This is a genomic window from Pseudomonas sp. PSKL.D1, from assembly GCF_028898945.1.
Taxonomy (GTDB): domain Bacteria; phylum Pseudomonadota; class Gammaproteobacteria; order Pseudomonadales; family Pseudomonadaceae; genus Aquipseudomonas.
Genome location: NZ_CP118607.1, coordinates 3,745,807 through 3,768,762, shown reverse-complemented (window position 1 = coordinate 3,768,762; position 22,956 = coordinate 3,745,807). Strand labels below are relative to the sequence as shown.

27 protein-coding genes and 1 tRNA gene are annotated in these 22,956 nt (G+C 58.8%); 21 read left to right on the top strand and 7 right to left on the bottom strand.

Annotated features, from left to right (window positions below):
• The first annotated feature begins 147 nt into the window (after nt 1–147).
• The 6 genes from PVV54_RS16775 to PVV54_RS16750 all read left to right on the top strand — a co-directional run bounded on the left by PVV54_RS16775 (nt 148) and on the right by PVV54_RS16750 (nt 6,222).
• Nucleotides 148–1,701, top strand: coding sequence for a sugar ABC transporter ATP-binding protein (locus PVV54_RS16775; RefSeq protein WP_274906336.1), 1,554 nt, complete (start codon nt 148–150; stop codon nt 1,699–1,701).
• Nucleotides 1,698–2,693, top strand: coding sequence for an ABC transporter permease (locus tag PVV54_RS16770; protein ID WP_274906335.1), 996 nt, complete (start codon nt 1,698–1,700; stop codon nt 2,691–2,693). The genes PVV54_RS16775 and PVV54_RS16770 overlap by 4 nt, the downstream gene beginning before the upstream one ends.
• A gap of 4 nt (nt 2,694–2,697) precedes the next feature.
• Entirely contained in the window at nt 2,698–3,720 is a 1,023-nt protein-coding gene (locus tag PVV54_RS16765; RefSeq protein WP_274906334.1) for a LacI family DNA-binding transcriptional regulator, read from the top strand.
• 9 nt (nt 3,721–3,729) lie between these two features.
• Complete coding sequence (gene rbsK, locus PVV54_RS16760) at nt 3,730–4,638, top strand: ribokinase (protein ID WP_274906333.1); 909 nt, start codon at nt 3,730–3,732, stop codon at nt 4,636–4,638.
• The gene (rbsD, locus tag PVV54_RS16755; RefSeq protein WP_274906332.1) at nt 4,635–5,033 is read left to right on the top strand and encodes a D-ribose pyranase; all 399 of its coding nucleotides are present in this window, start codon (nt 4,635–4,637) and stop codon (nt 5,031–5,033) included. Before rbsK ends, rbsD begins: the two co-directional genes overlap by 4 nt.
• A 181-nt stretch (nt 5,034–5,214) precedes the next feature.
• On the top strand, nt 5,215–6,222 hold the full coding sequence (locus PVV54_RS16750) for a nucleoside hydrolase (RefSeq protein ID WP_274906331.1): 1,008 nt from the start codon (nt 5,215–5,217) through the stop codon (nt 6,220–6,222).
• Here the strand turns inward: PVV54_RS16750 and PVV54_RS16745 are convergent.
• Nucleotides 6,194–6,406, bottom strand: coding sequence for a hypothetical protein (locus tag PVV54_RS16745; RefSeq protein WP_274906330.1), 213 nt, complete (start codon nt 6,404–6,406; stop codon nt 6,194–6,196). The genes PVV54_RS16750 and PVV54_RS16745 overlap by 29 nt on opposite strands.
• 296 nt (nt 6,407–6,702) lie before the next feature.
• Between PVV54_RS16745 and PVV54_RS16740 the strand changes: the two genes are divergently transcribed.
• Entirely contained in the window at nt 6,703–7,020 is a 318-nt protein-coding gene (locus PVV54_RS16740; RefSeq protein ID WP_274906329.1) for an I78 family peptidase inhibitor, read from the top strand.
• Nucleotides 7,021–7,074: 54 nt separating this feature from the next.
• Here the strand turns inward: PVV54_RS16740 and PVV54_RS16735 are convergent, their stop codons facing one another.
• Nucleotides 7,075–7,287 carry a cold-shock protein gene (locus tag PVV54_RS16735; RefSeq protein WP_274906328.1) on the bottom strand — a complete coding sequence of 71 codons (213 nt, stop codon included), beginning with the start codon at nt 7,285–7,287 and terminating at the stop codon, nt 7,075–7,077.
• Nucleotides 7,288–7,449: 162 nt separating this feature from the next.
• On the bottom strand, nt 7,450–7,752 hold the full coding sequence (locus PVV54_RS16730) for a hypothetical protein (protein ID WP_274906327.1): 303 nt from the start codon (nt 7,750–7,752) through the stop codon (nt 7,450–7,452).
• Nucleotides 7,753–8,073: 321 nt separating this feature from the next.
• On the opposite strand from PVV54_RS16730, the gene thrS reads away from it, so the two are divergent.
• The 13 genes from thrS (at nt 8,074) to PVV54_RS16665 (ending at nt 18,523) form a co-directional block, all read left to right on the top strand.
• Nucleotides 8,074–9,996, top strand: a complete 1,923-nt coding sequence (thrS, locus tag PVV54_RS16725) for a threonine--tRNA ligase (protein WP_274906326.1) — start codon at nt 8,074–8,076, stop codon at nt 9,994–9,996.
• Nucleotides 9,996–10,547 carry a translation initiation factor IF-3 gene (gene infC, locus PVV54_RS16720; protein WP_274906325.1) on the top strand — a complete coding sequence of 184 codons (552 nt, stop codon included), beginning with the start codon at nt 9,996–9,998 and terminating at the stop codon, nt 10,545–10,547. The genes thrS and infC overlap by 1 nt, the downstream gene beginning before the upstream one ends.
• 63 nt (nt 10,548–10,610) lie before the next feature.
• Entirely contained in the window at nt 10,611–10,805 is a 195-nt protein-coding gene (gene rpmI, locus PVV54_RS16715; RefSeq protein ID WP_003250667.1) for a 50S ribosomal protein L35, read from the top strand.
• Between the two features lie 27 nt (nt 10,806–10,832).
• Nucleotides 10,833–11,189, top strand: coding sequence for a 50S ribosomal protein L20 (gene rplT / locus PVV54_RS16710; protein ID WP_003250671.1), 357 nt, complete (start codon nt 10,833–10,835; stop codon nt 11,187–11,189).
• 110 nt (nt 11,190–11,299) lie between these two features.
• Complete coding sequence (pheS, locus tag PVV54_RS16705) at nt 11,300–12,316, top strand: phenylalanine--tRNA ligase subunit alpha (RefSeq protein ID WP_274906324.1); 1,017 nt, start codon at nt 11,300–11,302, stop codon at nt 12,314–12,316.
• 31 nt (nt 12,317–12,347) lie between these two features.
• Complete coding sequence (pheT, locus tag PVV54_RS16700) at nt 12,348–14,729, top strand: phenylalanine--tRNA ligase subunit beta (RefSeq protein ID WP_274906323.1); 2,382 nt, start codon at nt 12,348–12,350, stop codon at nt 14,727–14,729.
• Between the two features lie 4 nt (nt 14,730–14,733).
• Complete coding sequence (gene ihfA / locus PVV54_RS16695; RefSeq protein ID WP_003250679.1) at nt 14,734–15,036, top strand: integration host factor subunit alpha; 303 nt, start codon at nt 14,734–14,736, stop codon at nt 15,034–15,036.
• Nucleotides 15,017–15,373 carry a MerR family transcriptional regulator gene (locus PVV54_RS16690; protein ID WP_008100384.1) on the top strand — a complete coding sequence of 119 codons (357 nt, stop codon included), beginning with the start codon at nt 15,017–15,019 and terminating at the stop codon, nt 15,371–15,373. Before ihfA ends, PVV54_RS16690 begins: the two co-directional genes overlap by 20 nt.
• A 115-nt stretch (nt 15,374–15,488) precedes the next feature.
• Nucleotides 15,489–15,565, top strand: a tRNA-Pro gene (locus PVV54_RS16685).
• A gap of 155 nt (nt 15,566–15,720) precedes the next feature.
• Nucleotides 15,721–16,161, top strand: coding sequence for a hypothetical protein (locus PVV54_RS16680; RefSeq protein WP_274906322.1), 441 nt, complete (start codon nt 15,721–15,723; stop codon nt 16,159–16,161).
• Entirely contained in the window at nt 16,158–16,754 is a 597-nt protein-coding gene (locus PVV54_RS16675; protein ID WP_274906321.1) for an Nmad2 family putative nucleotide modification protein, read from the top strand. Before PVV54_RS16680 ends, PVV54_RS16675 begins: the two co-directional genes overlap by 4 nt.
• Nucleotides 16,751–17,857, top strand: coding sequence for a pyrophosphatase (locus PVV54_RS16670; protein WP_274906320.1), 1,107 nt, complete (start codon nt 16,751–16,753; stop codon nt 17,855–17,857). The genes PVV54_RS16675 and PVV54_RS16670 overlap by 4 nt, the downstream gene beginning before the upstream one ends.
• Nucleotides 17,858–17,860: 3 nt before the next feature.
• The gene (locus PVV54_RS16665; RefSeq protein ID WP_274906319.1) at nt 17,861–18,523 is read left to right on the top strand and encodes a uracil-DNA glycosylase; all 663 of its coding nucleotides are present in this window, start codon (nt 17,861–17,863) and stop codon (nt 18,521–18,523) included.
• 231 nt (nt 18,524–18,754) lie between these two features.
• Here the strand turns inward: PVV54_RS16665 and PVV54_RS16660 are convergent, their stop codons facing one another.
• Nucleotides 18,755–19,843: an HNH endonuclease gene (locus PVV54_RS16660; protein WP_274906318.1), complete on the bottom strand. Its 1,089-nt coding sequence runs from the start codon at nt 19,841–19,843 to the stop codon at nt 18,755–18,757.
• A gap of 435 nt (nt 19,844–20,278) precedes the next feature.
• Here PVV54_RS16660 and PVV54_RS16655 point away from each other — a divergent pair, with 435 nt between their 5' ends.
• Nucleotides 20,279–20,506 (top strand): GNAT family N-acetyltransferase, encoded by a 228-nt coding sequence (locus PVV54_RS16655; RefSeq protein ID WP_274906317.1) that lies wholly within the window; start codon nt 20,279–20,281, stop codon nt 20,504–20,506.
• 336 nt (nt 20,507–20,842) lie between these two features.
• On the opposite strand, the gene PVV54_RS16650 is transcribed toward PVV54_RS16655, so the two are convergent.
• The 3 genes from PVV54_RS16650 to PVV54_RS16640 form a co-directional block, all read right to left on the bottom strand.
• A complete protein-coding gene (locus tag PVV54_RS16650) occupies nt 20,843–21,097 on the bottom strand; it encodes a DUF3077 domain-containing protein (RefSeq protein WP_274906316.1) in 255 nt (84 codons plus the stop codon).
• Nucleotides 21,098–21,164: 67 nt separating this feature from the next.
• The gene (locus PVV54_RS16645; protein WP_274906315.1) at nt 21,165–21,407 is read right to left on the bottom strand and encodes a hypothetical protein; all 243 of its coding nucleotides are present in this window, start codon (nt 21,405–21,407) and stop codon (nt 21,165–21,167) included.
• Between the two features lie 281 nt (nt 21,408–21,688).
• Nucleotides 21,689–22,852 carry an AAA family ATPase gene (locus PVV54_RS16640; protein ID WP_274906314.1) on the bottom strand — a complete coding sequence of 388 codons (1,164 nt, stop codon included), beginning with the start codon at nt 22,850–22,852 and terminating at the stop codon, nt 21,689–21,691.
• Nucleotides 22,853–22,956 lie beyond the last annotated feature (104 nt).

Below are 22,956 nucleotides of genomic sequence, written 5' to 3'. Positions count from 1 at the left end.
TTTTAACCGCGATGGGGCGCGAAGCGGCCCCAAAGTTTCAGCTTCGCACATGAATCGTTAGGGCCGCTTCGCACCCCATCGCGGTTAAAACCGCTCCTACAGGGGGCTGCGTAAGGCCGTTAGTTGTTCTATTGAGAGAGGTGGCCATTGTCCTCATCGGCCAATCAACCCGTACTCGCCGTCACCGGCCTGGGCAAAACCTACGCCCAGCCTGTGCTGGGCGACATCACCCTTGAACTACGGGGCGGCGAGGTGCTGGCCCTGACCGGCGAAAACGGCGCGGGCAAATCCACGCTGTCCAAACTGATCAGCGGCCTGGAAACCCCCACCACCGGTCACATGCTCTATAAAGAGCAACCCTACAACCCGGCCAGCCGCAGCGACGCCGAGCGCCTCGGCGTGCGCATGGTCATGCAGGAACTCAACCTGCTGCCCACCCTGACCGTGGCCGAAAACCTGTTCCTCGACAACCTGCCCAGCCGTTTCGGCTGGATCAGCCGCAAACGCCTGCGCCAACTGGCCACCGCTGCCATGGCCCAGGTCGGCCTCGACGCCATCGACCCGGACACCCCGGTGGGCGAGTTGGGCATTGGCCACCAACAAATGGTGGAAATCGCCCGCAACCTGATCGGCGACTGCCGCGTGCTGATTTTCGACGAACCCACAGCCATGCTCACGGCACGTGAGGTGGAATTGCTGTTCACCCAGATCGAAGGCCTGCGCCAGCGCGGCGTGGCGATCGTCTATATCTCGCACCGCCTTGAAGAGCTGCAACGCGTCGCCCAGCGCATCGTCGTGCTGCGCGATGGCAAGCTGGTGTGCGACGAACCCATCCAGCGCTACAGCAGCGCCGAACTGGTCAACCTGATGGTCGGCCGCGAACTGGGCGAGCACATCGACCTGGGCCGCCGCCAGATCGGCGCGCCACTGCTCAAGGTTGACGGCCTGACCCGTGGCGACAAAGTGCGTGATGTGTCGTTCCAGGTCAGTGCAGGGGAGATCTTCGGTATCTCCGGCCTGATCGGCGCCGGGCGTACCGAGCTGTTGCGGCTGATTTTCGGTGCCGACCGCGCCGACAGCGGCAGCATTGCGCTGGGTCAGCCGCCGCAGCCGGTGGCCATCGACTCGCCCAAGGCCGCCGTCAAGGCCGGCATTGCCCTCATCACCGAAGACCGCAAAGGTGAAGGCTTGCTGCTGACTCAATCGATCAGCGCCAATATTGCCCTGGGCAACCTTGGCGCGGTATCCCGCGCCGGCGTGCTCGATAGTGAGGCCGAAAAAACGCTGGCCAACCGCCAGATCAGCGCCATGCGCATCCGCAGCGCGGGCGCCGAGCAGGCCGTGGGCGAATTGTCGGGCGGCAACCAGCAAAAAGTGGTGATCGGCCGCTGGCTGGAGCGCGACTGCCAGGTGCTGCTGTTCGACGAACCCACTCGCGGTATCGACGTGGGCGCCAAATTCGACATCTATGGCCTGCTGGCCGAGCAGGCGCGCCAGGGCAAGGCGCTGGTGGTGGTGTCCAGCGACCTGCGCGAGCTGATGCTCATCTGCGACCGCATCGCCGTGCTTTCCGCTGGCCGCCTGATCGACACCTTCGACCGCGACCATTGGAGCCAGGACCAGCTGCTTGCCGCCGCCTTTGCCGGCTACCAGAAACGTGACGCCATGCTGCACGACGCAGCCCCCGGGATGAACCCATGAAAACCACACCCCTCGACACCTCCAATAGCGCACCCGTGCGCCGCACCGGCACCTACTACGGCCTGGGCACCTACCTGGGCCTGGCCGGCGCCTTGCTGGCGATGATCGTGCTGTTCTCGTTCCTGAGCAGCCACTTCTGGTCGTACGCCACCTTCAGCACCCTGGCCAACCAAATCCCCGACCTGATGGTGCTGGCGGTGGGCATGACCTTCGTGCTGATCATCGGCGGCATCGACCTGTCGGTAGGCTCGGTGCTGGCACTGGCGGCGTCCACGGTCAGCGTGGCCATTCTTGGCTGGGGCTGGGGCGTGCTGCCCGCAGCGCTGCTGGGCATGGCCATCGCCGCCCTGGCGGGCAGCATCACCGGCGGCGTTACCGTGGCCTGGCGCATCCCGTCGTTCATCGTGTCGCTGGGCGTGCTGGAAATGGCCCGGGGCCTTGCGTACCAGTTCACTGACTCGCGCACCGCGTACATCGGCGACGCTTACGCCTGGTTCTCCAACCCGGTCGCCTTCGGCATTTCGCCGGCCTTCATCATTGCCTTGCTGGTGATCATCCTTGCCCAGTTCGTGCTGACCCGCACGGTGTTCGGCCGCTACCTGATCGGTATCGGCACCAACGAAGAAGCCGTGCGCCTGGCTGGCATCGACCCGCGCCCCTACAAAGTGCTGGTGTTCGCGCTGATGGGCCTGTTGGCGGGGTTGGCTGCGCTGTTCCAGATTTCGCGCCTGGAGGCCGCCGACCCCAATGCCGGCTCCGGCCTTGAGCTGCAGGTGATTGCCGCCGTGGTGATCGGCGGCACCAGCTTGATGGGCGGGCGTGGCTCGGTCATCAGCACCTTCTTTGGCGTGCTGATCATCTCGGTGCTGGCCGCCGGCCTTGCGCAAATCGGCGCCTCCGAACCCACCAAACGCATCATCACCGGGGCGGTGATCGTCATCGCCGTGGTGCTCGACACCTACCGCAGCCGGCGTGCAGCCCGGCGGAACTGAAAACATGGCAACCATCAAAGACGTCGCGGCACTGGCAGGTATCTCCTACACCACCGTGTCCCATGTACTGAACAAAACCCGCCCGGTGAGCGAACAGGTGCGGCTGAAGGTTGAGGCGGCCATCGCCGAGCTCGACTACGTGCCCAGCGCCGTGGCCCGCTCGCTGAAGGCGCGCAGCACCGCCACCATCGGCCTGCTGGTGCCTAACAGCGTCAACCCGTACTTCGCCGAGCTGGCGCGGGGCATCGAGGATGCCTGCGAGCGCAACGGTTACTGCGTGATCCTGTGCAACTCCGACGACGATCCGCAAAAACAGCGCAGCTACCTGCGCGTGCTGCTGGAAAAGCGCATTGATGGCCTGGTGGTGGCCTCGGTAGGGGCCGACAGCGACCTGCTGAAGAGCCTGGCCTGTGTGCGCACGCCCATGGTTATCGTCGACCGCGAACTGGAAGGCGTCGACGCCGACCTGGTGCGCATCGACCATGAGCAGGGCGCCTACCTGGCCACCAGCCACCTGCTGGAACTTGGCCACCGCGACATCGCCTACATCGGCGGCCCGGCCGAAACCGGCGTCAGCCAACTGCGCCTGGCCGGTTTCCGGCGCGCCATGGCCGAGGCACAGGCAAGCGTCGCTGACGGCCGCGTGCTGCACTGCGACTTCACCAGCCCTGGCGGCCATGCCGCAGCGGCCGTTTTGCTCGAAGGCAAGCGCCCCACGGCCATTTTTGCCGGCAACGACATGATCGGTTTTGGCGTGCTGCGCGCCGCTGCCGAGCGCAACATCAGCGTGCCCGGCGAGCTGTCGGTGATCGGTTTTGACGATATTGAACTGAGCCGTTACGTGTACCCGCCGCTGACCACGGTGGGCCAGTCGATTCGCGAGCTGGGCGAAAGCGCTGCGGCCTTGCTGCTGTCGCGTATTGCCAAGCCCCGCAGCGACGCCGCCGAACAACGCATCGTCGCGCCGCGCATCGTGCTGCGCGAATCCACCGGGCCGCGCCCGGACCTGTTCAACGATTACCGCTAAGGAAACATCATGAGTGCCAAGGTAGTGGTGGTCGGCAGCCTCAACATGGACCTGGTGGCCCGCGCCGAGCGGCTGCCGCGCCCCGGTGAAACGCTGGCCGGCGAAAGCTTTTTCACCGTGCCCGGCGGCAAGGGCGCCAACCAGGCCGTGGCGGTGGCGCGCCTGGGCGGCAGCGTGGCGATGGTCGGCAACGTGGGCGATGACGCCTACGGCCAGCAACTGCGCCAGGCGCTGGAAGTGGAGGGCATCGATTGCCAGCCCGTGGGGGTTTGCCCGGGCGTTTCCAGCGGTGTGGCCTTGATCACGGTGGATGCCGCCAGCCAGAACTGCATCGTCATCATTCCCGGCGGCAATGGCTTGCTGACGCCTGCGTCGGTGCAGCGCTTCGACGCGTTGCTGCAGGCCTGCGAGGTGATTATCTGCCAACTGGAAGTGCCCGCCGAAACCGTGGCCTGGGCGCTGGCCCGCGGGCGTGAGCTGGGCAAGCGGGTAATCCTCAACCCGGCGCCGGCCACTGGCCCGTTGCCAGCTGAATGGTTCGCCAGCATCGACTACCTCATCCCCAACGAAAGTGAAGCCGAGGCCCTGACTGGCGAACCCGTCAGCGACCTGGACAGTGCCCGCCGCGCCGGTGAGCGCTTGTTGGCGCTGGGGGCGGGCAAGGTGATCATCACCCTCGGGGCGCAGGGCGCGCTGCTGATCACTAAAGATGGCGACCGACACTTCCCGGCGCCCAAGGTCAAACCGCTGGATACCACCGCGGCAGGCGACACCTTCGTGGGTGGCTTCGCGGCGGCCCTGGTGCGCGGGCTGGAGGAGGGTGATGCCATTGCCTTTGGCCAGCGTGCGGCGGCATTGTCCGTGACCCGCGCCGGCGCCCAGCCCTCAATCCCGTATCTGGCGGAGCTTGCCCCATGAAGAAAACCGCGCTGCTGAACATTGCCCTGTCGCGCACCATTGCCAGCCTGGGGCATGGCGACATTTTGGTGATTGGCGATGCCGGGCTACCGGTGCCGCCGGGCGTCGAACTGATAGACCTGGCGCTGACCCCAGGCATCCCGGACTTTGCCAGCGTACTGCGCGCGGTGCTGAGCGAGATGCAGGTGGAGCGCCACGTGCTGGCCGAAGAAATGCAGCGGGTGGTGCCGCCGGGCCTGGTCGAAATCGAACGCCTCAAAGGCAAGCTTGGCAAGCGCGAGTGGCTCAGCCACGACGCCTTCAAGCTCCTGTCGCGCAATGCCCGGGCCGTGGTGCGCACCGGCGAGTGCCAGCCCTACAGCAACATTGCCCTGATAGCGGGCGTTACCTTCTGACCAGTACGCAATCCCCCTGTGGGAGCGGCCTTGTGTCGCGAAAGGGCCGCAAAGCGGCCCCGGCAATATCGGCTGCGAAGCTGCTATCGAGGGGCTGCTTTGCAGCCCTTTCGCGACACAAGGCCGCTCCCACAGGGGGGGGCGCGAAAAATGAGCAAGCAAGGCAACAGGAGTGCCCCCCATGCTAAAACCCCTGCTACAAGGACTCACCCTCATGGCCGCCGCCACCACCGCCACCCTGCAGGCCGCCCCGCGTGACCTGATCATCGACACCGACCCCGGCGCCGACGACGTGGTCGCGCTGTTTCTGGCCATGGCCTCCCCGGACGAACTCAACATCCGCGCCATCACCACCGTCGCCGGTAACGTGCGCCTCGACAAAACCTCGCGCAACGCCCGCCTGGCCCGCGAATGGGCGGGCCGCGAAGACATCCCGGTATACGCCGGGGCAGGGCGGCCACTGGTGCGCGCACCCATCTACGCCGCCGACGTCCACGGCGAAGAAGGCCTTACCGGCGTGCCCGTGCACGAGCCCAAACAGCCCCTGGCCCAAGGCAATGCCGTGCAATACCTGGTCGACACCCTCGGCGCCGCCAAGCCGCAAAGCATCACCATTGCCATGCTCGGCCCGCAAACCAACCTGGCGCTGGCACTGATCCAGCGCCCGGACATCGCCAAAGGCATCAAGGAAGTGGTGGTCATGGGCGGCGCCCATTTCAACGGTGGCAACATCACCCCGGCGGCCGAGTTCAACCTGTACGCCGACCCCCACGCCGCCGAAGTGGTGCTGGCCAGTGGTGTGCCGTTGACCTACCTGCCGCTGGACGTCACCCACAAACTGCTCACCAGCGACGCCCGCCTCAAACAGCTGGCCGACGTGAACAACCGTGCCAGCAAGCAGGTGGTCGACATCCTCAAGGCCTACATCCAGCACGACATGCAGGTGTACGGCTTGCCCGGCGGCCCGGTGCACGACGCCAGCGTCATCGCCTTCCTGCTCAAGCCCGAGCTGTTCAGCGGCCGGCGCATTCACATGGCGGTCGACAGCCGCGAAGGCACGAGCTTTGGCCAGACCGTCGCCGACTTTTACGGCGTGCTCAAGCAGCCCGCCAACGTGTTATGGGTAAACGAGGGTGACGCCCAGGGCTTTTTCGACCTGCTCAGCGCGCGCCTGGCTCGATTGCAATAGCCGTGTGCGGCGCAAAGCGCTCGAAGACCTGGTCGATGAAGCTGCGCGCCGCTTCACTGCCGCGATCGCGCACCAGCAGGTCGATGGCGATCAAAAGCAACTCTTCGGGGGTGCCGGGGCTGTAGGCGCTTTGGCCTTCGGCCCATTTCACCTTGATATCGGCGTCTATGCTGTGGTTGCTCATGAAAGGCTCTCGTTGGGGGCCCGGGGCGGAGGGGCGAGCACCTGACCCTGGTGCTCGAAGCAGGCATTGTGCCTTCACTTCTTAAAGTAAATCATGACTTTGCGTCAATGGCCCTGCGACTTAAGAATAAAAAGCTTCATCGTGCAAACCAAGTGCATTGTGACGTATGCCGCAAAATCCGGTGACAGTTGCCTTTCGCCCCGGGCGGCGCATTCAGGCAGACTTGTGCGGTTTTGCAACGAATCCCCGGCGCTATTGTCGGATCACGCAATACCCAGATCTTTTTAGGAGGCTTCATGTTCCGTACCCGTGCTTACCTGGCAACCCTGGCTGTGGCAGCTGTCCTGGCGGGTTGCAGCACTGGTGGCAGTTCAGGCGGCGGCGCGGCACCGGCCCCGGCCAGCAACGATGGCCGTTGCGAGGCCAGTGGCGCCGATTTTGCCATTGGCAAGCAGGCCAGTGCGGCGCTGCTGGAGCAGGCGCGCAAGGGCAGTGGTTCGCAGGTGGCGCGCATTCTCAAGCCCAACGATGCCGTGACGCTGGAGTACAACTCGCTGCGCCTGAACCTGAATGTGGACCAGCAGGGTGTGGTGACGCGCGTTAACTGCGGCTGAAACCCGCCATAAAAAAACCCGCCACAAGGGCGGGTTTTTTTACAGCTATCCGAATTACTCCGGACGAACCTGTGCAGCCTGCATGCCCTTCTGGCCGCGCTCGGCGACGAAGGAAACATTCTGGCCTTCTTTCAGGCTCTTGAAGCCGTCGGATTCGATGGCCTTGAAGTGTACGAACAGGTCGTCGCCGCCGCCTGCTGGGGTGATGAAGCCGTAGCCTTTCTCATCATTGAACCATTTGACGGTGCCGTTTTGGCGATTGGACATGGGGTGAATCTCCAGTACTTTTGATTTTTTCAGTGGTGCAATGCGGCCGTGGGCTACGCAGCACGGACAACATCATAGTCTAATTCTGCGTTTGTAGCGCTTTTTACCTTCGCAGGATATTGATCAGCATCAAAGAATGCGTGGGCAACCCCTGCGGCCTGGTCATTTCGGCTTGCAGGCAGCCTGCACAGTGGCCTGTGCTCTCTGCATCAGCTTGGCGTCAACGCCGTCCTTACTGTCCAGGTCTTCGATCTCCTTATCGGTAAAATTCTTTTTGATGGCTTCTGCGCCGCAACCACAGTGTTTTTTCGCGGTTGCCGCGTCCACACCCTGTGCGCCGGCCACCTCGGTACACTGGGCCATGTAGCCAGCCTCCTTCCCGGGTGGGAAGTTGCCAGCATGCGCAGCCACAGGCAGCAGCAGGGCGCCGGTGGCCGCCAGGGCCAGAAGAGACTGAAGTCGCATAACCAGTTACTCCTTGGGTTAAGGTCTCATCAAGAGTAGGTTGCTTCCCAAGGTCTGATAGGAAATTTTCCGTGTAAGTTCACCTTGCAAACGTAATTTCCAAATATTTCTGCGAGCGGTGCAACCCGCGTGCTAGCATGCTCGGCTTGCGGCTTACCGCAGCTTTTTTCTTTCCAGTCACTCTGGTCCGCCCCTTGCAAGCCGAAAGGCTTCTGCCACTGTGAGGCAGGCTTCCCCCGTGGAAGGCAGGTCGGATCTTGTACTGGCTCATCCCAACCCACGTGACCTTTGGTAGGGGTCACCACTAGGAGAGGAGGCGCCATGCCCGTTATTACTCTTCCCGATGGCAGTCAACGTTCGTTTGATCACGCCGTATCCGTAGCCGACGTTGCCGCCTCTATTGGCGCAGGCCTGGCTAAAGCCACCCTGGCCGGTAAGGTCGACGGCAAGCTGGTCGACGCCTGCGACCTGATTACCCACGACGCCAAACTGCAGATCATCACCCCTAAAGATGAAGAGGGGCTGGAGATTATCCGTCACTCGTGCGCCCACCTCATCGGCCACGCGGTGAAGCAGCTGTACCCGACCGCCAAAATGGTCATCGGCCCGGTCATCGACGAAGGCTTCTATTACGACATCGCCTACGAGCGCCCCTTCACGCCTGACGACCTGGCCGCCATCGAAAAGCGCATGCAGCAGCTGATCGAGAAGGACTACGACGTCGTCAAGAAGATGACCCCGCGCGCCGAAGTCATCGATGTGTTCACCACCCGTGGCGAAGACTACAAGCTGCGCCTGGTCGAAGACATGCCGGACGAGCAGGCCATGGGCCTGTACTACCACGAAGAATACGTCGACATGTGCCGTGGCCCGCACGTGCCGAACACCCGCTTCCTCAAGGCATTCAAGCTGACCAAGCTGTCAGGCGCCTACTGGCGCGGTGATGCCAAGAACGAGCAGCTGCAGCGCGTGTACGGCACCGCCTGGGCTGACAAGAAGCAGCTGGCTGCCTACATCCAGCGCATCGAAGAAGCCGAAAAACGCGACCACCGCAAAATCGGCAAGCAGCTCGACCTGTTCCACCTGCAGGAAGAAGCCCCGGGCATGGTGTTCTGGCACGCCAACGGCTGGACCGTTTACCAGGTACTCGAGCAGTACATGCGTAAAATCCAGCGCGAAAACGGCTACCAGGAAATCAAGACCCCGCAAGTTGTCGACCGCATCCTGTGGGAGCGCTCCGGCCACTGGTCCAACTACGCCGAAAACATGTTCACCACGTCGTCGGAAAGCCGCGATTTCGCGGTAAAACCGATGAACTGCCCGTGCCACGTGCAGGTGTTCAACCAGGGCCTGAAATCGTACCGTGACCTACCGCTGCGCCTGGCCGAATTCGGTGCCTGCCACCGTAACGAGCCGTCCGGCGCCCTGCACGGCATCATGCGCGTGCGTGGCTTCGTGCAGGACGACGCGCACATCTTCTGCACCGAAGACCAGGTGAAGAAAGAAGCCGCCGACTTCATCAAGCTCACCCTGGACGTGTACAAAGACTTCGGTTTCACCGACGTCGCCATGAAGCTGTCGACCCGCCCGGCCAAGCGTGTGGGCTCTGAAGAGCTGTGGGACCGTGCCGAAGGCGCACTGGCCGACGCCCTGAACGAGTCGGGCCTGGAGTGGGAATACCAGCCAGGCGAAGGTGCGTTCTACGGCCCGAAAATCGAGTTCACCCTGCGAGACTGCCTCGGCCGTAATTGGCAGTGCGGTACCCTGCAGTACGACCCGAACCTGCCAGAACGCCTGGATGCCAGCTATATCGCCGAAGATAACAGCCGAGTACGCCCGGTTATGCTGCATCGCGCCATCCTCGGTTCGTTCGAGCGCTTCATCGGCATGCTGATCGAGCACTACGCTGGCGTGTTCCCGGCGTGGCTGGCGCCTACCCAGGCGGTGATCATGAACATCACCGACAAGCAGGCCGATTTCGCCCTGCAGGTAGAAAAGGAACTGAACGGTAGCGGTTTCCGTGCCAAGTCGGACTTGAGAAACGAGAAGATTGGCTTTAAAATCCGCGAGCATACTTTGCTCAAGGTCCCGTACCTTTTGGTTATAGGGGATCGCGAAGTCGAAACGCAGACCGTCGCCGTACGCACCCGTGAAGGCAAAGACCTCGGCTCCATGCCGGTGGCTGAATTCACGCAGCTTCTCAACAGCGCTGTTGCCCAGCGCGGTCGCCTAGAATCGGAGTAATGACTATTAAGCGTGATATGAGAAACGATAAACGAGCTGCCCCGAAGGCCCCGATCAACGAGAATATCTCGGCACGCGAGGTTCGGTTAATTGGCGCAGACGGCGAGCAGGTTGGCATCGTCTCGATTGATGAAGCGCTTCGTATCGCTGATGAGGCGAAGCTGGATCTGGTGGAAATCTCTGCAGACGCGCAACCGCCCGTCTGCAAGGTGATGGACTACGGCAAGCATCTCTTCGAGAAGAAGAAGCAGGCCAACGAAGCCAAGAAAAACCAGAAGCAGATCCAGATTAAAGAAATCAAGTTTCGTCCAGGGACGGAAGAAGGGGATTACCAGGTAAAACTACGCAACCTGGTACGTTTCCTTACCGATGGGGACAAGGCCAAGATCTCTCTGAGATTCCGCGGCCGTGAGATGGCCCACCAGGAGCTGGGCATGGAGCTGTTGAAGCGGGTCGAAACCGACCTCGTGGAATACGGCACCGTTGAGCAGCATCCGAAGATGGAAGGACGCCAGCTTATGATGGTCATCGCCCCCAAAAAGAAGAAGTAATCTCCCGGGCACGGCAGGCCTGATGATTATTGTGTAATATTTTTTCGAATGCGGAGTTCCAACATGCCAAAAATGAAAACCAAGAGCGGTGCTGCTAAGCGCTTCCTGAAGACCGCTTCCGGCTTCAAGCACAAGCACGCTTTCAAGAGCCACATCCTGACCAAAATGTCGACCAAGCGTAAGCGTCAACTGCGCGGTGCCAGCTTGCTGCACCCGTCTGACGTGGCAAAAGTCGAGCGCATGCTGCGCGTTCGTTAATTCTGGTTAAGATAGAGGAAGTTACTCATGGCTCGTGTTAAGCGCGGCGTTATCGCTCGTAAGCGTCACAAAAAAATTCTGAAACTGGCTAAAGGTTACTACGGTGCACGCTCGCGCGTGTTCCGCGTTGCCAAGCAGGCTGTCATCAAGGCTGGTCAATACGCCTACCGTGACCGTCGCCAGAAGAAGCGTCAGTTCCGCGCCCTGTGGATCGCTCGTATCAACGCCGGTGCCCGCACCAACGGCCTGTCCTACAGCCGTCTGATTGCTGGCCTGAAAAAGGCGTCGATCGAAATCGACCGTAAGGTTCTGGCTGACCTGGCAGTGAACGAAAAAGCGGCGTTTGCTGCAATTGTCGAGAAAGCTAAAGCCGTTCTGGCCTAAGTACCCACGACAATCACTCGGCAGCGCGCAGCGTTGCCGGGTGTAAAACGTCATCGATAGGGGAAGAGCCTTTAAAGCTCTTCCCCTATTTTCGTATCTGGAGTCTGTACATGGAAAACCTGGATGCGCTGGTCTCCCAAGCCCTGGAAGCTGTGGAGCGCGCTGAAGACATCAATGCCCTGGAACAGATCCGGGTTCAGTATCTCGGCAAGAAGGGCGAGCTGACCCAGGTGATGAAGACCCTGGGCAACCTGCCAGCCGAAGAGCGGCCGAAAGTCGGCGCGCTGATCAACGACGCCAAAGAGCGCGTCACCGAAGTGCTCAACGCACGCAAGGCCGCCTTTGAAGAGGCCGAGCTCAGCGCTCGCCTGGCCGCCGAATGCATTGATGTAACCCTGCCAGGCCGTGGCCAGGCCACCGGTGGCCTGCACCCGATCACCCGTACCCTCGAACGCATCGAGCAGTTCTTCACCCACATCGGCTACGGCATCGCCGAAGGCCCCGAGGTTGAAGACGACTACCACAACTTCGAAGCGCTCAACATCCCCGGCCACCACCCGGCCCGGGCGATGCACGACACCTTCTACTTCAATGCCAACATGCTGCTGCGCACCCATACCTCGCCGGTACAGGTCCGCACCATGGAATCGACCCAGCCGCCGATCCGCATTGTGTGCCCGGGCCGCGTTTACCGCTGCGACTCGGATATCACCCACTCGCCGATGTTCCACCAGGTCGAAGGCCTGCTCATCGACCGCGGCATCAACTTCGCCGACCTCAAGGGCACCATCGAAGAATTCCTGCGCGTGTTCTTCGAAAAAGAACTGGCCGTGCGCTTCCGCCCGTCGTTCTTCCCGTTCACCGAGCCGTCCGCCGAAGTCGACATCCAGTGCGTGATGTGTTCCGGCAAGGGCTGCCGCGTGTGCAAGCAAACCGGCTGGCTCGAAGTGATGGGCTGCGGCATGGTGCACCCGAACGTGCTGCGCATGTCTGGCATCGACCCGGAAGAGTTCCAGGGCTTTGCCTTCGGCATGGGCGCCGAGCGCCTGGCCATGCTGCGTTATGGCGTCAACGATTTGCGTCTGTTCTTCGACAACGACCTGCGGTTCCTCGCCCAATTCCGCTAGGCCTAATCGACGCAACTTCTAGGAGAACAGCATGAAATTCAGTGAACAGTGGCTGCGCGGTTGGGTTAACCCGCAAGTCTCCCGTGACGAACTGGTCGCCCGCCTGTCCATGGCCGGCCTTGAAGTCGACAGCGTAACCCCCGCTGCCGGCCAGTTCAGCGGCATCGTCGTGGGCGAAATCCTCGCCACCGAACAACACCCGGACGCCGACAAGCTTCGCGTTTGCCAGGTGAGCAACGGCCAGGAAACCTTCCAGGTCGTGTGCGGCGCGCCAAACGCCCGCCCAGGCATCAAAATCCCGTTCGCCATGATCGGCGCCGAACTGCCCGGCGACTTCAAGATCAAGAAGGCCAAGCTGCGCGGCGTCGAGTCCTTCGGCATGCTGTGCTCGGCCGCCGAGCTGCAGATCAGCGAAGAAAACGACGGCCTGCTGGAACTGGCCGCTGACGCCCCGGTTGGCGAAGACATTCGCCAGTACCTGAACCTGGACGACGCCAGCATCGAAATCGGCCTGACCCCGAACCGTGGCGACTGCCTGTCCCTGGCCGGCCTGGCCCGCGACGTCAGCGCCCTGTACGACACCCCGGTCACCCGCCCGGTGGTGCCGGCTGTACCGGCTGCCCACGACGAAGTGCGTTCGGTTGAAGTGTCGGCCCCGGCCGCCTGCCCGCGTTATCTGGGCCGCGTCATCCGCAACGTCGACCTGAGCAAGCCAACCCCGCTGTGGATGGTTGAACGCCTGCGCCGCAGCGACGTGCGCAGCATCGACGCCGCCGTCGACATCACCAACTACGTGATGCTCGAGCTCGGCCAGCCGATGCACGCCTTCGACCTCGCCGAAATCAACGGCGGCATCCGCGTGCGCATGGCAGAGGAGGGCGAGAAGCTCGTCCTGCTGGACGGCCAGGAAGTGGCCCTGCGTGCCGACACCCTGGTGATCGCCGACCACACCCGCGCCCTGGCCATTGCCGGCGTCATGGGTGGCGAGCACAGCGGTGTCAACACCGAAAAAACCCGCGACCTGTTCCTCGAAAGCGCCTTCTTCGAGCCGATCTCCGTCGCCGGTAAAGCCCGCTCCTACGGCCTGCACACCGACGCCTCGCACCGCTACGAGCGCGGCGTCGACTCGCAGCTGGCCCGCGAAGCCATCGAGCGCGCCACCGCGCTGGTGCTGGAAATCGTCGGCGGCGAAGCCGGCCCGGTCGTTGAAGCCGTGAGCGAACAACACCTGCCGAACATCGCCCCGATCACCCTGCGCGCCGACCGCATCACCCAGATGCTCGGCATGGAAATGGCCCCCGCCCAGGTCGAGCAACTGCTCAACGCCCTGGAGCTGACCACCACCCGCAGCGCAGAAGGCCAGTGGACCGTCAACGTCCCGAGCCACCGCTTTGACATCAGCCTGGAAGTGGACCTGATCGAAGAGTTGGCCCGCCTCTATGGCTACAACAACCTGCCGGTTCGCTACCCGCAAGCCCGCCTGGCCCCGCAAGCCCGCCCGGAAACCCGCGGCGAACTGCCAAACCTGCGCCGCCTGCTGGTTGCCCGTGGCTACCAGGAAGCCATCACCTACAGCTTCATCGACCCGAAACTGTTCGAGCTGTTCAGCCCAGGCGTCGAGCCCCTGCAGCTGGCCAACCCCATTTCCAACGACATGGCCGCCATGCGTGCGTCCCTGTGGCCGGGCCTGGTCAAAGCCATGCAGCACAACCTCAACCGCCAGCAAGACCGCGTGCGCCTGTTCGAAAGCGGCCTGCGCTTCGTCGGCCAACTCGGCGACCTGAAGCAAGAGCCAATGATCGCCGGCGTCGTCACCGGCAGCCGCCTGCCGGAAGGCTGGGCCAACGGCCGTGACAGCATCGACTTCTTCGACGTGAAGGCCGATGTTGAAGCCCTGCTGGGTTACTCCGGTGCCCTCAGCGACTTCACCTTCGCCGCTGGCAAACACCCGGCCCTGCACCCCGGCCAGACCGCTGTGATCCAGCGCGACGGCAAGGACGTAGGCTACCTCGGCGCCCTCCACCCAGAGCTGGCCAAAGCCCTGGATCTGGACCGCCCGGTGTTCGTCTTCGAGCTGGTGCTGGCTGATGTGGTTGAAGGCCGCCTGCCGAAATTCAGCGAACTCTCCAAGTTCCCCGAGACCCGCCGCGACCTGGCCCTGATTGCCGGGCGTGACGTTGCAGCCGAGGCGGTGCTTGAAGTAATTCGTGACAATGCAGGCGAATGGCTTACAGACCTCAGGCTGTTTGACGTCTACCAAGGTAAAGGCATTGATCCTGATAGAAAAAGCCTTGCCGTCGGCTTGACCTGGCAGCATCCATCGCGCACTCTTAACGACGATGAGGTGAACACTACCCTGCAAAACATCCTCACCTCGCTTGAACAAAGGTTGAACACCACGTTAAGGAAATAACGGCATGGGTGCTCTGACGAAAGCTGAGATGGCCGAGAGGCTATACGAGGAGCTGGGGCTCAACAAGCGCGAGGCCAAAGAGCTGGTCGAGCTGTTTTTCGAAGAAATTCGGCACGCGCTAGAAGAGAACGAGCAGGTGAAGTTGTCCGGTTTCGGCAACTTCGACCTTCGCGACAAACGCCAGCGGCCGGGCCGCAACCCCAAAACAGGGGAAGAAATCCCGATTACCGCACGGCGCGTCGTCACCTTTCGTCCAGGGCAAAAGCTGAAAGCCCGGGTAGAGGCCTATGCTGGAACCAAGCCATAACGACGAACTGCCCCCCATACCGGGCAAACGCTACTTCACTATTGGTGAAGTGAGCGAGTTATGTGCGGTGAAGCCGCACGTGCTGCGGTATTGGGAGCAGGAGTTTCCTCAGCTCAACCCGGTGAAGCGGCGGGGGAATCGGCGGTATTACCAGCGGCAAGACGTGCTGATGATCCGCCAGATTCGGGCGCTGCTGTATGACCAGGGGTTTACCATTGGTGGGGCGCGGTTGCGGCTCTCCAGTGATGAGGTGAAGGATGAGTCAAGCCAGTACAAGCAGCTGATTCGGCAGATGATTGTTGAGTTGGAGGATGTGTTGGTGGTGTTGAAGAAGTGAGCTTGGGTTTTGGGTTGGTGGAAAATTTTTTGAGAAAAAGCTTCCATTAATCATGAGGTTAGGGTACATTCTTCAACGTTCTCGGCAGCATTGAGAACATGCTTCAAAGCCCAGTCGGGGCGTAGCGCAGCCCGGTAGCGCACTTGCATGGGGTGCAAGGGGTCGAGTGTTCGAATCACTCCGTCCCGACCATTATTGAAAACGAAAAAGCCCAGTCGGTAACGACTGGGCTTTTTCGTTTTTGTCGTGTGTACCTTTACGAGGAGATGAAATTCCGGTAGCGTCGATAGTGGCACAGGGCTATATTGAGTGCTGATCTCATATATTCGAGAGGCAATGGAATGGCTATGAATGTACTGCTATTAATTCACGGTAGTGAAGAGTATTTGATCGGTGATGTTTACGATGCGCTGCAGGAGCAATCTATTGACCTGCAAGTAGTTAGATATCAGCTACCCTATCAAGGTATTTGTAGTCAGCAATCTGAAATATTCGCCCAGTTGGCAAATTCTGACGTTCTTGCTTACTTTTCGTCTGCTGGAAATAATCAAAATAGTTGCTTGGCGTTGGCTATTCGAGAAGCGGCTCGCCTAAACGTAAAAATTGTATGTATCGGAAGCGAAGATGAAGAGCAACTAGGCGATGGTTTTAGTGGCTTTGGTGATTGTATAGTGCCAGTGCTGGCCGATCTCCCATCTGTAATTATTGAGAGTAACGGGGACGGATTAGCAGAGGGGGCTAGAAAAACAATCCAGATTAAGCGATTTAAATGCGGTAACAAAGAATGAAAATTCACTCATACGTTGTTGCCCGCGACTACGGCTTTGCTCCTAACCCGTTTCACGGGGTGTGTAGTTTAGCAGCCTGTAAGCCGCTAATTCGAAAGCATGCTGCTGTAGGAGATTTAGTTGTAGGGATAACACCTCGTAACTCAGGAAATAAGTTATGTTATGTTATGGAGGTTTCAAAAAAGATCACCTTTGATCAGTATTGGAACGGGGCGGAGTTTCAGGAAAAAAAACCAAGATTCGATCGCACATATAAGTATGCGGTTGGTGATAATATTTACTACAAAAAAGCTGATGGTTCATGGCATCAACAAGACTCGCACCATACTCATGAAAATGGCGATCCAATAATAGAAAATATTAATAGGGATACGGGTCATACTGAATTTGTGCTAATTGGTGATAGGTTCTGCTACTGGGGATGTGACGGTGTCGTTATTCCGCAGGAGTTTAGGGGGCTTATTGTTACGAGAGGGCATAAAAATAACTTTTCAATAGATTTTGTGAATGGTTTCAAAGCTTGGTTCTTTAGGCAGCAGATGGGCGTGTTGGCTAAACCGGAGAGATGGAATTCGAAGAGTACCTTCAAATGAGTTTGGTGAGTTTTCTAGCGGACTACGAAACTAAGATAGAGTCTACCGATATGCTTGGGGCATCTGAGCACCTCGTAACTTTCGGCTTGTTTGGGGAGATTGGAAGTATATTGGCTGTATCAAAAAAGGCGGAACGTGATGGCGCTGGATTTGATCTCCAATATTCTCTGGTTGAAGAACTAGGAGATGCTCTCTGGTACTTTTCGAGGTTGTGCAAGAGACGTGGTTGGTCCGTTTGTAACGTCGTTGGAGCCTGTGTGAGCAGTCGACCTTTTCAAGTTGCACCGACTGCCATTGGGTTTCATCCGGTCGCTTTAGTTCCATCTAAGTCAGAGTTGTCCAATGTGGAGGCCAGTAGAAGGTTAGCGGCAGGTGCAGCAGGTTTGTTGAGTCTTTCCATTAAGGATGTCAAGAAAGAACAGCTCGTTGATTTTTTCTCAAGTTATTTAGACTTCGTTTCCGTCTCGGGCTTGAGCTTCCAAGCAATTATAGATTTTAACTTAAAGAAAACACTAGGGCGTTATAGCGAAATTGACGTTGAGAGCATGGTTGATTTCGATGTCGGTGAGCACGCTGATGAGCAGCTTCCTCGTGATTTTGAAATCGAAATTGTGCAGCGGTACAATGGACGATCTTATATGAAGAAAGGAGGAGTATTTATTGGTGATCCACTGACAGATAATATCGCAATCGGAGACGGATACAGGTTTCATGATGTATTTCATATGTCATATGCCGCAATCTTACACTGGTCACCAGTGTTTCGGGCGTTGTTGAAAAACAAAAGGAAAGGTAATCCTCTAAAGGATGAGGCGGAGGATGGCGGGCGCGCGATTGTCATCGAGGAAGGCGTCAGTGCTTGGTTGTTCTCAATTGCAAAAGAGAATAATTTTTTTGAAGGGCAGGAAAAGCTTTCATTTGATGTTTTAAAAACGGTGAAGCAGTTTGTTCGAGGCTATGAGGTTGAGGTGTGTCCTTATGGGTTGTTCGAGAAAGCGATTCTTGAAGGGTACAAAGTATTTAGGGAGTTGAACAAATTTGAAAGCGGAGTGATAGTGGGGAGTCGTGCGCAACGAACTATTCAATTTAGGCCGAGTATTTGAGTTATGACGCCAAAATCGTTTGTGAAGAATCTAGCTGATTTGAGGCTTGATAATTGCTTTAATCCTTATTCCGATATTTGCCCTGTTTATGATAAGCAGAATGCTTGCCTTTTGAGGCGATTGCTATTTGAGCAGCTGTTGTATGTCGCATCTAAGTCAGAAGTTGATGCAATATGGATGGGGCGAGACTTGGGTTACAAAGGTGGGCGGCGTACTGGATTGGCACTAACGGATGAGGTAAATGCAATCGCGCATGCTGAGCGCTGGGGTATTAAGGCAGAACAGTTCACGGTCGGCGCTATGTGCAAAGAGCGAACGGCAACGATTATATGGGGGGTTCTTCAAACCATAGATGCGCCAATCTTTTTATGGAATGTATTTCCTCTTCATCCCTACATTGCAGGGGATTTTTTTAGCAATAGAGCGCATAACGCTCGAGAAAGAAAAATAGGTGAGGAAATTCTGTCTGATTTGTTCGATATATTGAAGCCGCGCAGAATTGTCGCGATTGGTAATGATGCACTGAAATCGGGTTTAAAAATAAGTGGTAAAGCTAGCTGTTGTAAGGTTCGCCATCCAAGCTATGGTGGGCATAATGAATTTGTTGAGCAGATTTCGTCACTGTATGGACTTGACATGCATGACAAACAAGGTGCTTTGTTTTAGAGGCTTGACTTTCTTCGGATTCGTGCTCGCATGGACATCTTAAGGTATGAGTTTTAGTGCTTATGTAAAGTCCTAATGATTACTTACGTGATTTCTTGAGAGCTAAGCTTCAGGTAGTGCCAGTGATATTCGGGCGGTTGTGTGATTTTTATGAGTCATGAGATCTGAGGCAAGCATGCGATGCAGATCCCGATATCTCCATAATGTGTGCTTAATTGATTGAAGCTTAATTCAGGGTTCTAGCATTTCTAAGTGCTTCTTGAGTTTCTTGTTTCGCTCATATCCATTTGTGCCTGAGTGAATTTCTCGGTGGCACGATGGGCAGATGGCGCCGACGTACCGTGGATGGTCTAGACCACCATCTGAAAGTCTATTCACGTGGTGCGGCTCCAGATATGACGTACCGTCCTTTTTCCTAAATGGAGCCGGCTTGCTGCAGCTTTCACACTCGCCCCGAGCCCGTAACATGACGTAATGCGCGACTTTCCTGCTGCGTTGGTAAATTTTTCGCGGTGCGGATTGGCCGCTCTCATTTGTTACAGGCTTGCATGCTGCAAATGCAGCCAGTCGAGCAGCTTCCAGTGAGTCTGCGAGATCTGTGTCGTCCTCAGTTTCCGGCTCAACAGCTTCCTGTCTCCCCACCGGCACCAATCGGAAAACCAGCGCCAGACGTTCGTTGTCTTCCAGATCCGGCTGAGTCCGCTGAATTACATCGGCACAAGCAAACTCACCGACATAGCGATTACCTTTGCCTTTTCCTAGCGATTCGAACAGATGAAGCGCGCGGCCATCTTCTGCATGCTCAGCGATTGCTCGGTTACCACGAGTCAGCGTCATAGGCCCGATTTGGCCCTCGCCGGTGTACAGAAATGCGCCGTTTTCCCAACGGTCCGTATAGCCGTACTGTTCGCCAGTGTCACCCGTGAACAAGAAAATGGCGGGGTAGATCCGCGAGGGTGCAATGCCGCTTTGTCTGCTGCCACCAAACGGGCCATTGATCTCGGTTTTTCGGTCGTAGACAGCGCCCGGAGTGAACTGCAGGACTGGTTCAGCATCCTCTCGTGGTAACTCAATAACGGTGAAGCCCCGCTTTTGCAGGTAGCTGTTGGTAGGGTGTCCGCCGGAGAAATCACTGACAGGTACGCCGGTTGCCAGGGAAACAATTTTCTTCGCTGGATAGTGCTTTCCAGCAACCTGGATGGCGTATCGGTGGGCTAGGTTGCTTTCCCAGCCTAGCCACTCTCGTTTGCCTCTGAGCTCCTGGTCGAAATGATGCAAAGCTGTGTCAATTCGTTCCTTCGATACAGATTTGATCGCCACGAGTACTGTCCTTATTCGCTGAACGCTGTAGGAAATGTCCTATCGTGGCCAAAGTGGCTAGGGAATTCAACGATAAATGGGCAATGAGCCACTATTCGGCGGGTGGAATCGGCGGGGGAAGGGCTCTCTTTTTAGGGCAGTCTCCACAAGGCAGACAGGGGCTACCATGGTTTTCGTCCGTCCAATCGAAGCAAATGAATGGAAGCTTTATCGCGATCTGCGTTTAAGCGCTCTGAGTGAGTCGCCGGACGCTTTCGCAAGTACTTTTGAGGGTGAGCTGGTTCGCAGCAATGGGGACTGGGAGTCTCGGGTTGCTGGGATGGCTACTTCCACCTACGCTCGGGCATTTCTTGCTTTCAAGCAGGGAGAGGCTTGTGGTTTGGTCTGGTGCAAATCATCGGATGCTGAGCCAGGTTTGGTCGAGGTTTTCCAGATGTGGTAGACCCTAGTGCACGCGGCGTTGGTATTGGGCGTGCTTTGCTTGAGAGTGCTATTGCTTGGTCCGAAGGCTGCGGTGCGCAGCGTATTCGTTTGGGTGTGACGATCACGGACAGTCCGGCGATGCATCTGTACCGCGCATGCGGAATTCGGCCAGTTGGTGAGCCGGGGCCTTTGCGCGAGGCGTCGTCTTTGGAATCGCAGGTGATGGAGCTTGAGATCTAAAGGGGGAAGGTTTGAGGTCGTCGTTGAAAGGTGGCTAGGCACAGACATTTTCTTCAGTTCTGGCCATGTCGCCGACATTTCTTTTACTGGGATGTGAAAATCTTCAGTTTTCGGGTATGGGCTGATTTGTTCTTGAGGCGTTGAGCTGCTGCGAGGTCTGGGCCGTAATCCGGGGCACGGGCTTCACTCGCGTTCGCGGGTGGGGCTTGTCCTACTGCCCGCCGCAAAGGTCAGCTAGCGGAATGGGGGCGCGTTGCGCCCCATCGCGGATGAATCCGCTCCTACACGAGTTGTGCAGGTTTTTGATTGTGAGTGATGCAGTTGCCCACGTTGGGGTTAGTGGGTCATGCCGAGCTCGGCGTCATCCAGCAGGGCTTTGGCCAGGGCGCAGAGGTAGTGGGAGGCCCAGAGTAGGTGGGGTTTGTCTTCCATCAGGCCGTCGATGCTGAGGTCGCGGGCGTAGCCCATCAGTTCGGAGGCTTGTTCGCGGGCGTGTTGGCAGGGGATGCCGGGTTCGATGCGGAAGAGGGGGTGGGTTTGGTTTTCACCTTGGTAGAAGGTGGTTTTGCCGACGGTGAAATGGGTGGGCATTGGCTGATCTCCCTGAAAGCGTAGCCGCCCGGGGTGGTTGGCCGCCCCGGGCTCAACATGATGCGTTTTAGTTAAGTGCCTGCGGGTCCGCTGGCTTTTGCACTTGAACCAGCGCGGACTCGAGCAATTTGCGGAGCGACTCAAGCTCGTGCATCGATGCCATGATCAATACGGACACCGGCGACTTGGGCTGCATCAATATCGCCTGTTGGGCAACAGCCTCAGCACATAGCGCGTAATCCGCAGCCATCATCAATGTATCTTCCAGGGCATGGAGATAGTGGGGTGGATCGGGGACGATCTTCAGCATTTTTTGGTCCTCAATGGAGCGACCAGCGCTTGCTGTCAAACAAGTGGTGGCAGCTGTGTATGGGTTGACAGACCGGTGAAGACCAAACCGGCGCACACGGGGGTGCCCCACACACAGCCGCCATAGGCAAAGCTGCATGTTTGGTCATCATTAGCCTGTCAAAGCTAGTCACTGATAAGCAGCAACGCGCCGAGACTAAAACGCTAAAAATACGACCGCAACGGAGGGCAGTATCTTTGGGAAACGTCCTACAAAAAAGGGCCTAAATCTGATTTTCCCGCTCAATCCACCCACCGCCACAACGGCTCATCCAGCAACCCAACCCCGCGCAGCTGCGTTTGCCCCTGCACCTTCTCCAGCTCCAACACCTGGCACCCCTCACACGCCGACAGCGCCTCAATCAACGGCGCACTGTGCGAAACCACCCAAACCTGGCTCCGCTGCGAAGCGCGAATAATCAGCCGTGCCAGTGCAGGCAGCAGGTCGGCATGCAGGCTGGTTTCCGGTTCGTTCAGCACCATCAGCGAGGGCGGGCGGGGTGTCAGCAGGGCGGCCATCAGCAGCAGGTAACGCAACGTGCCGTCCGACAATTCAGCGCCGCCCAATGGCCGTAACAGCCCGTGCTGGTGCAGGCGCACGCTGAACATTCCTCCGGGTGGCGCATCAATGTCCAGGCGGCTGCCGGGAAACGCGTCCTCCAGGGCTGCCTCTAGGTCTTCCACCTCGCCAATCTCGATAATGGTTTGCAGCGCCGAAGCGAGATTGCGGCCGTCGTGATGCAGCACTGGCGTGCGGGTGCCCAACTGGGGCTGGCGGCAGGGGGCGTCGCGGTCGATGCGGAAGTGGTCGTAGAAGCGCCAGCTATTGATGAACGCCCGCAGCTCGCCGATCTCCGGGGCTTGGCGGGGGCGGCCGACGATGTTGAAGAAGCTTTCGCAGCTGTCGGCATGCTGGTCGAGTATTTCCCAGCCGTTTTCTGCTCTGGCGCGGACCATGGCGTTTTTGCGTTCTACCAGCAGGGAAGAGGGGCGGTAGGCACCGGCGCCCCAGATGGCTTCGCATTTTATCTCGGGGTCGAGCATGAATGCGGTTGGGTACGGGAGTGGCATCGGTAGGCCGAGTGATATGGCAAAGCCGAAATCCTCGGTGGCAAAACCCAGGCGCAGGCGTTTGGCTTCTGAGGGGTGCTGGCCCTGGATGGGGACTTCGCCGCGCTTCATGCGGGCACTCATTTCCGGGCCGGCCCACCAGGTTGAGTCAAGGCCGCCTTCGCGGGCGAGGGCTTCAATCACGCCGCCTTGGGCGGTTTCGGCGAGCAGGCGCAGGGCTTTGTACAGGTTGGACTTGCCGCTGCCGTTGGCGCCGGTCACCAGGTTGAGTTGGCCCAGCGGCAGCACGAGGTGGTTGATCGAGCGGTAGTTGCCGATGGCGAGGGTGGTGAGCATTGGGTGCCTGCGGGCTTGGGCGGGGTGGCTGATTGTGGATGAAGTGGGGGTGGGTTGCTACATCATGGCCAGGTTGGCGAGGGTACGGCCGCGGACGTCGAAGC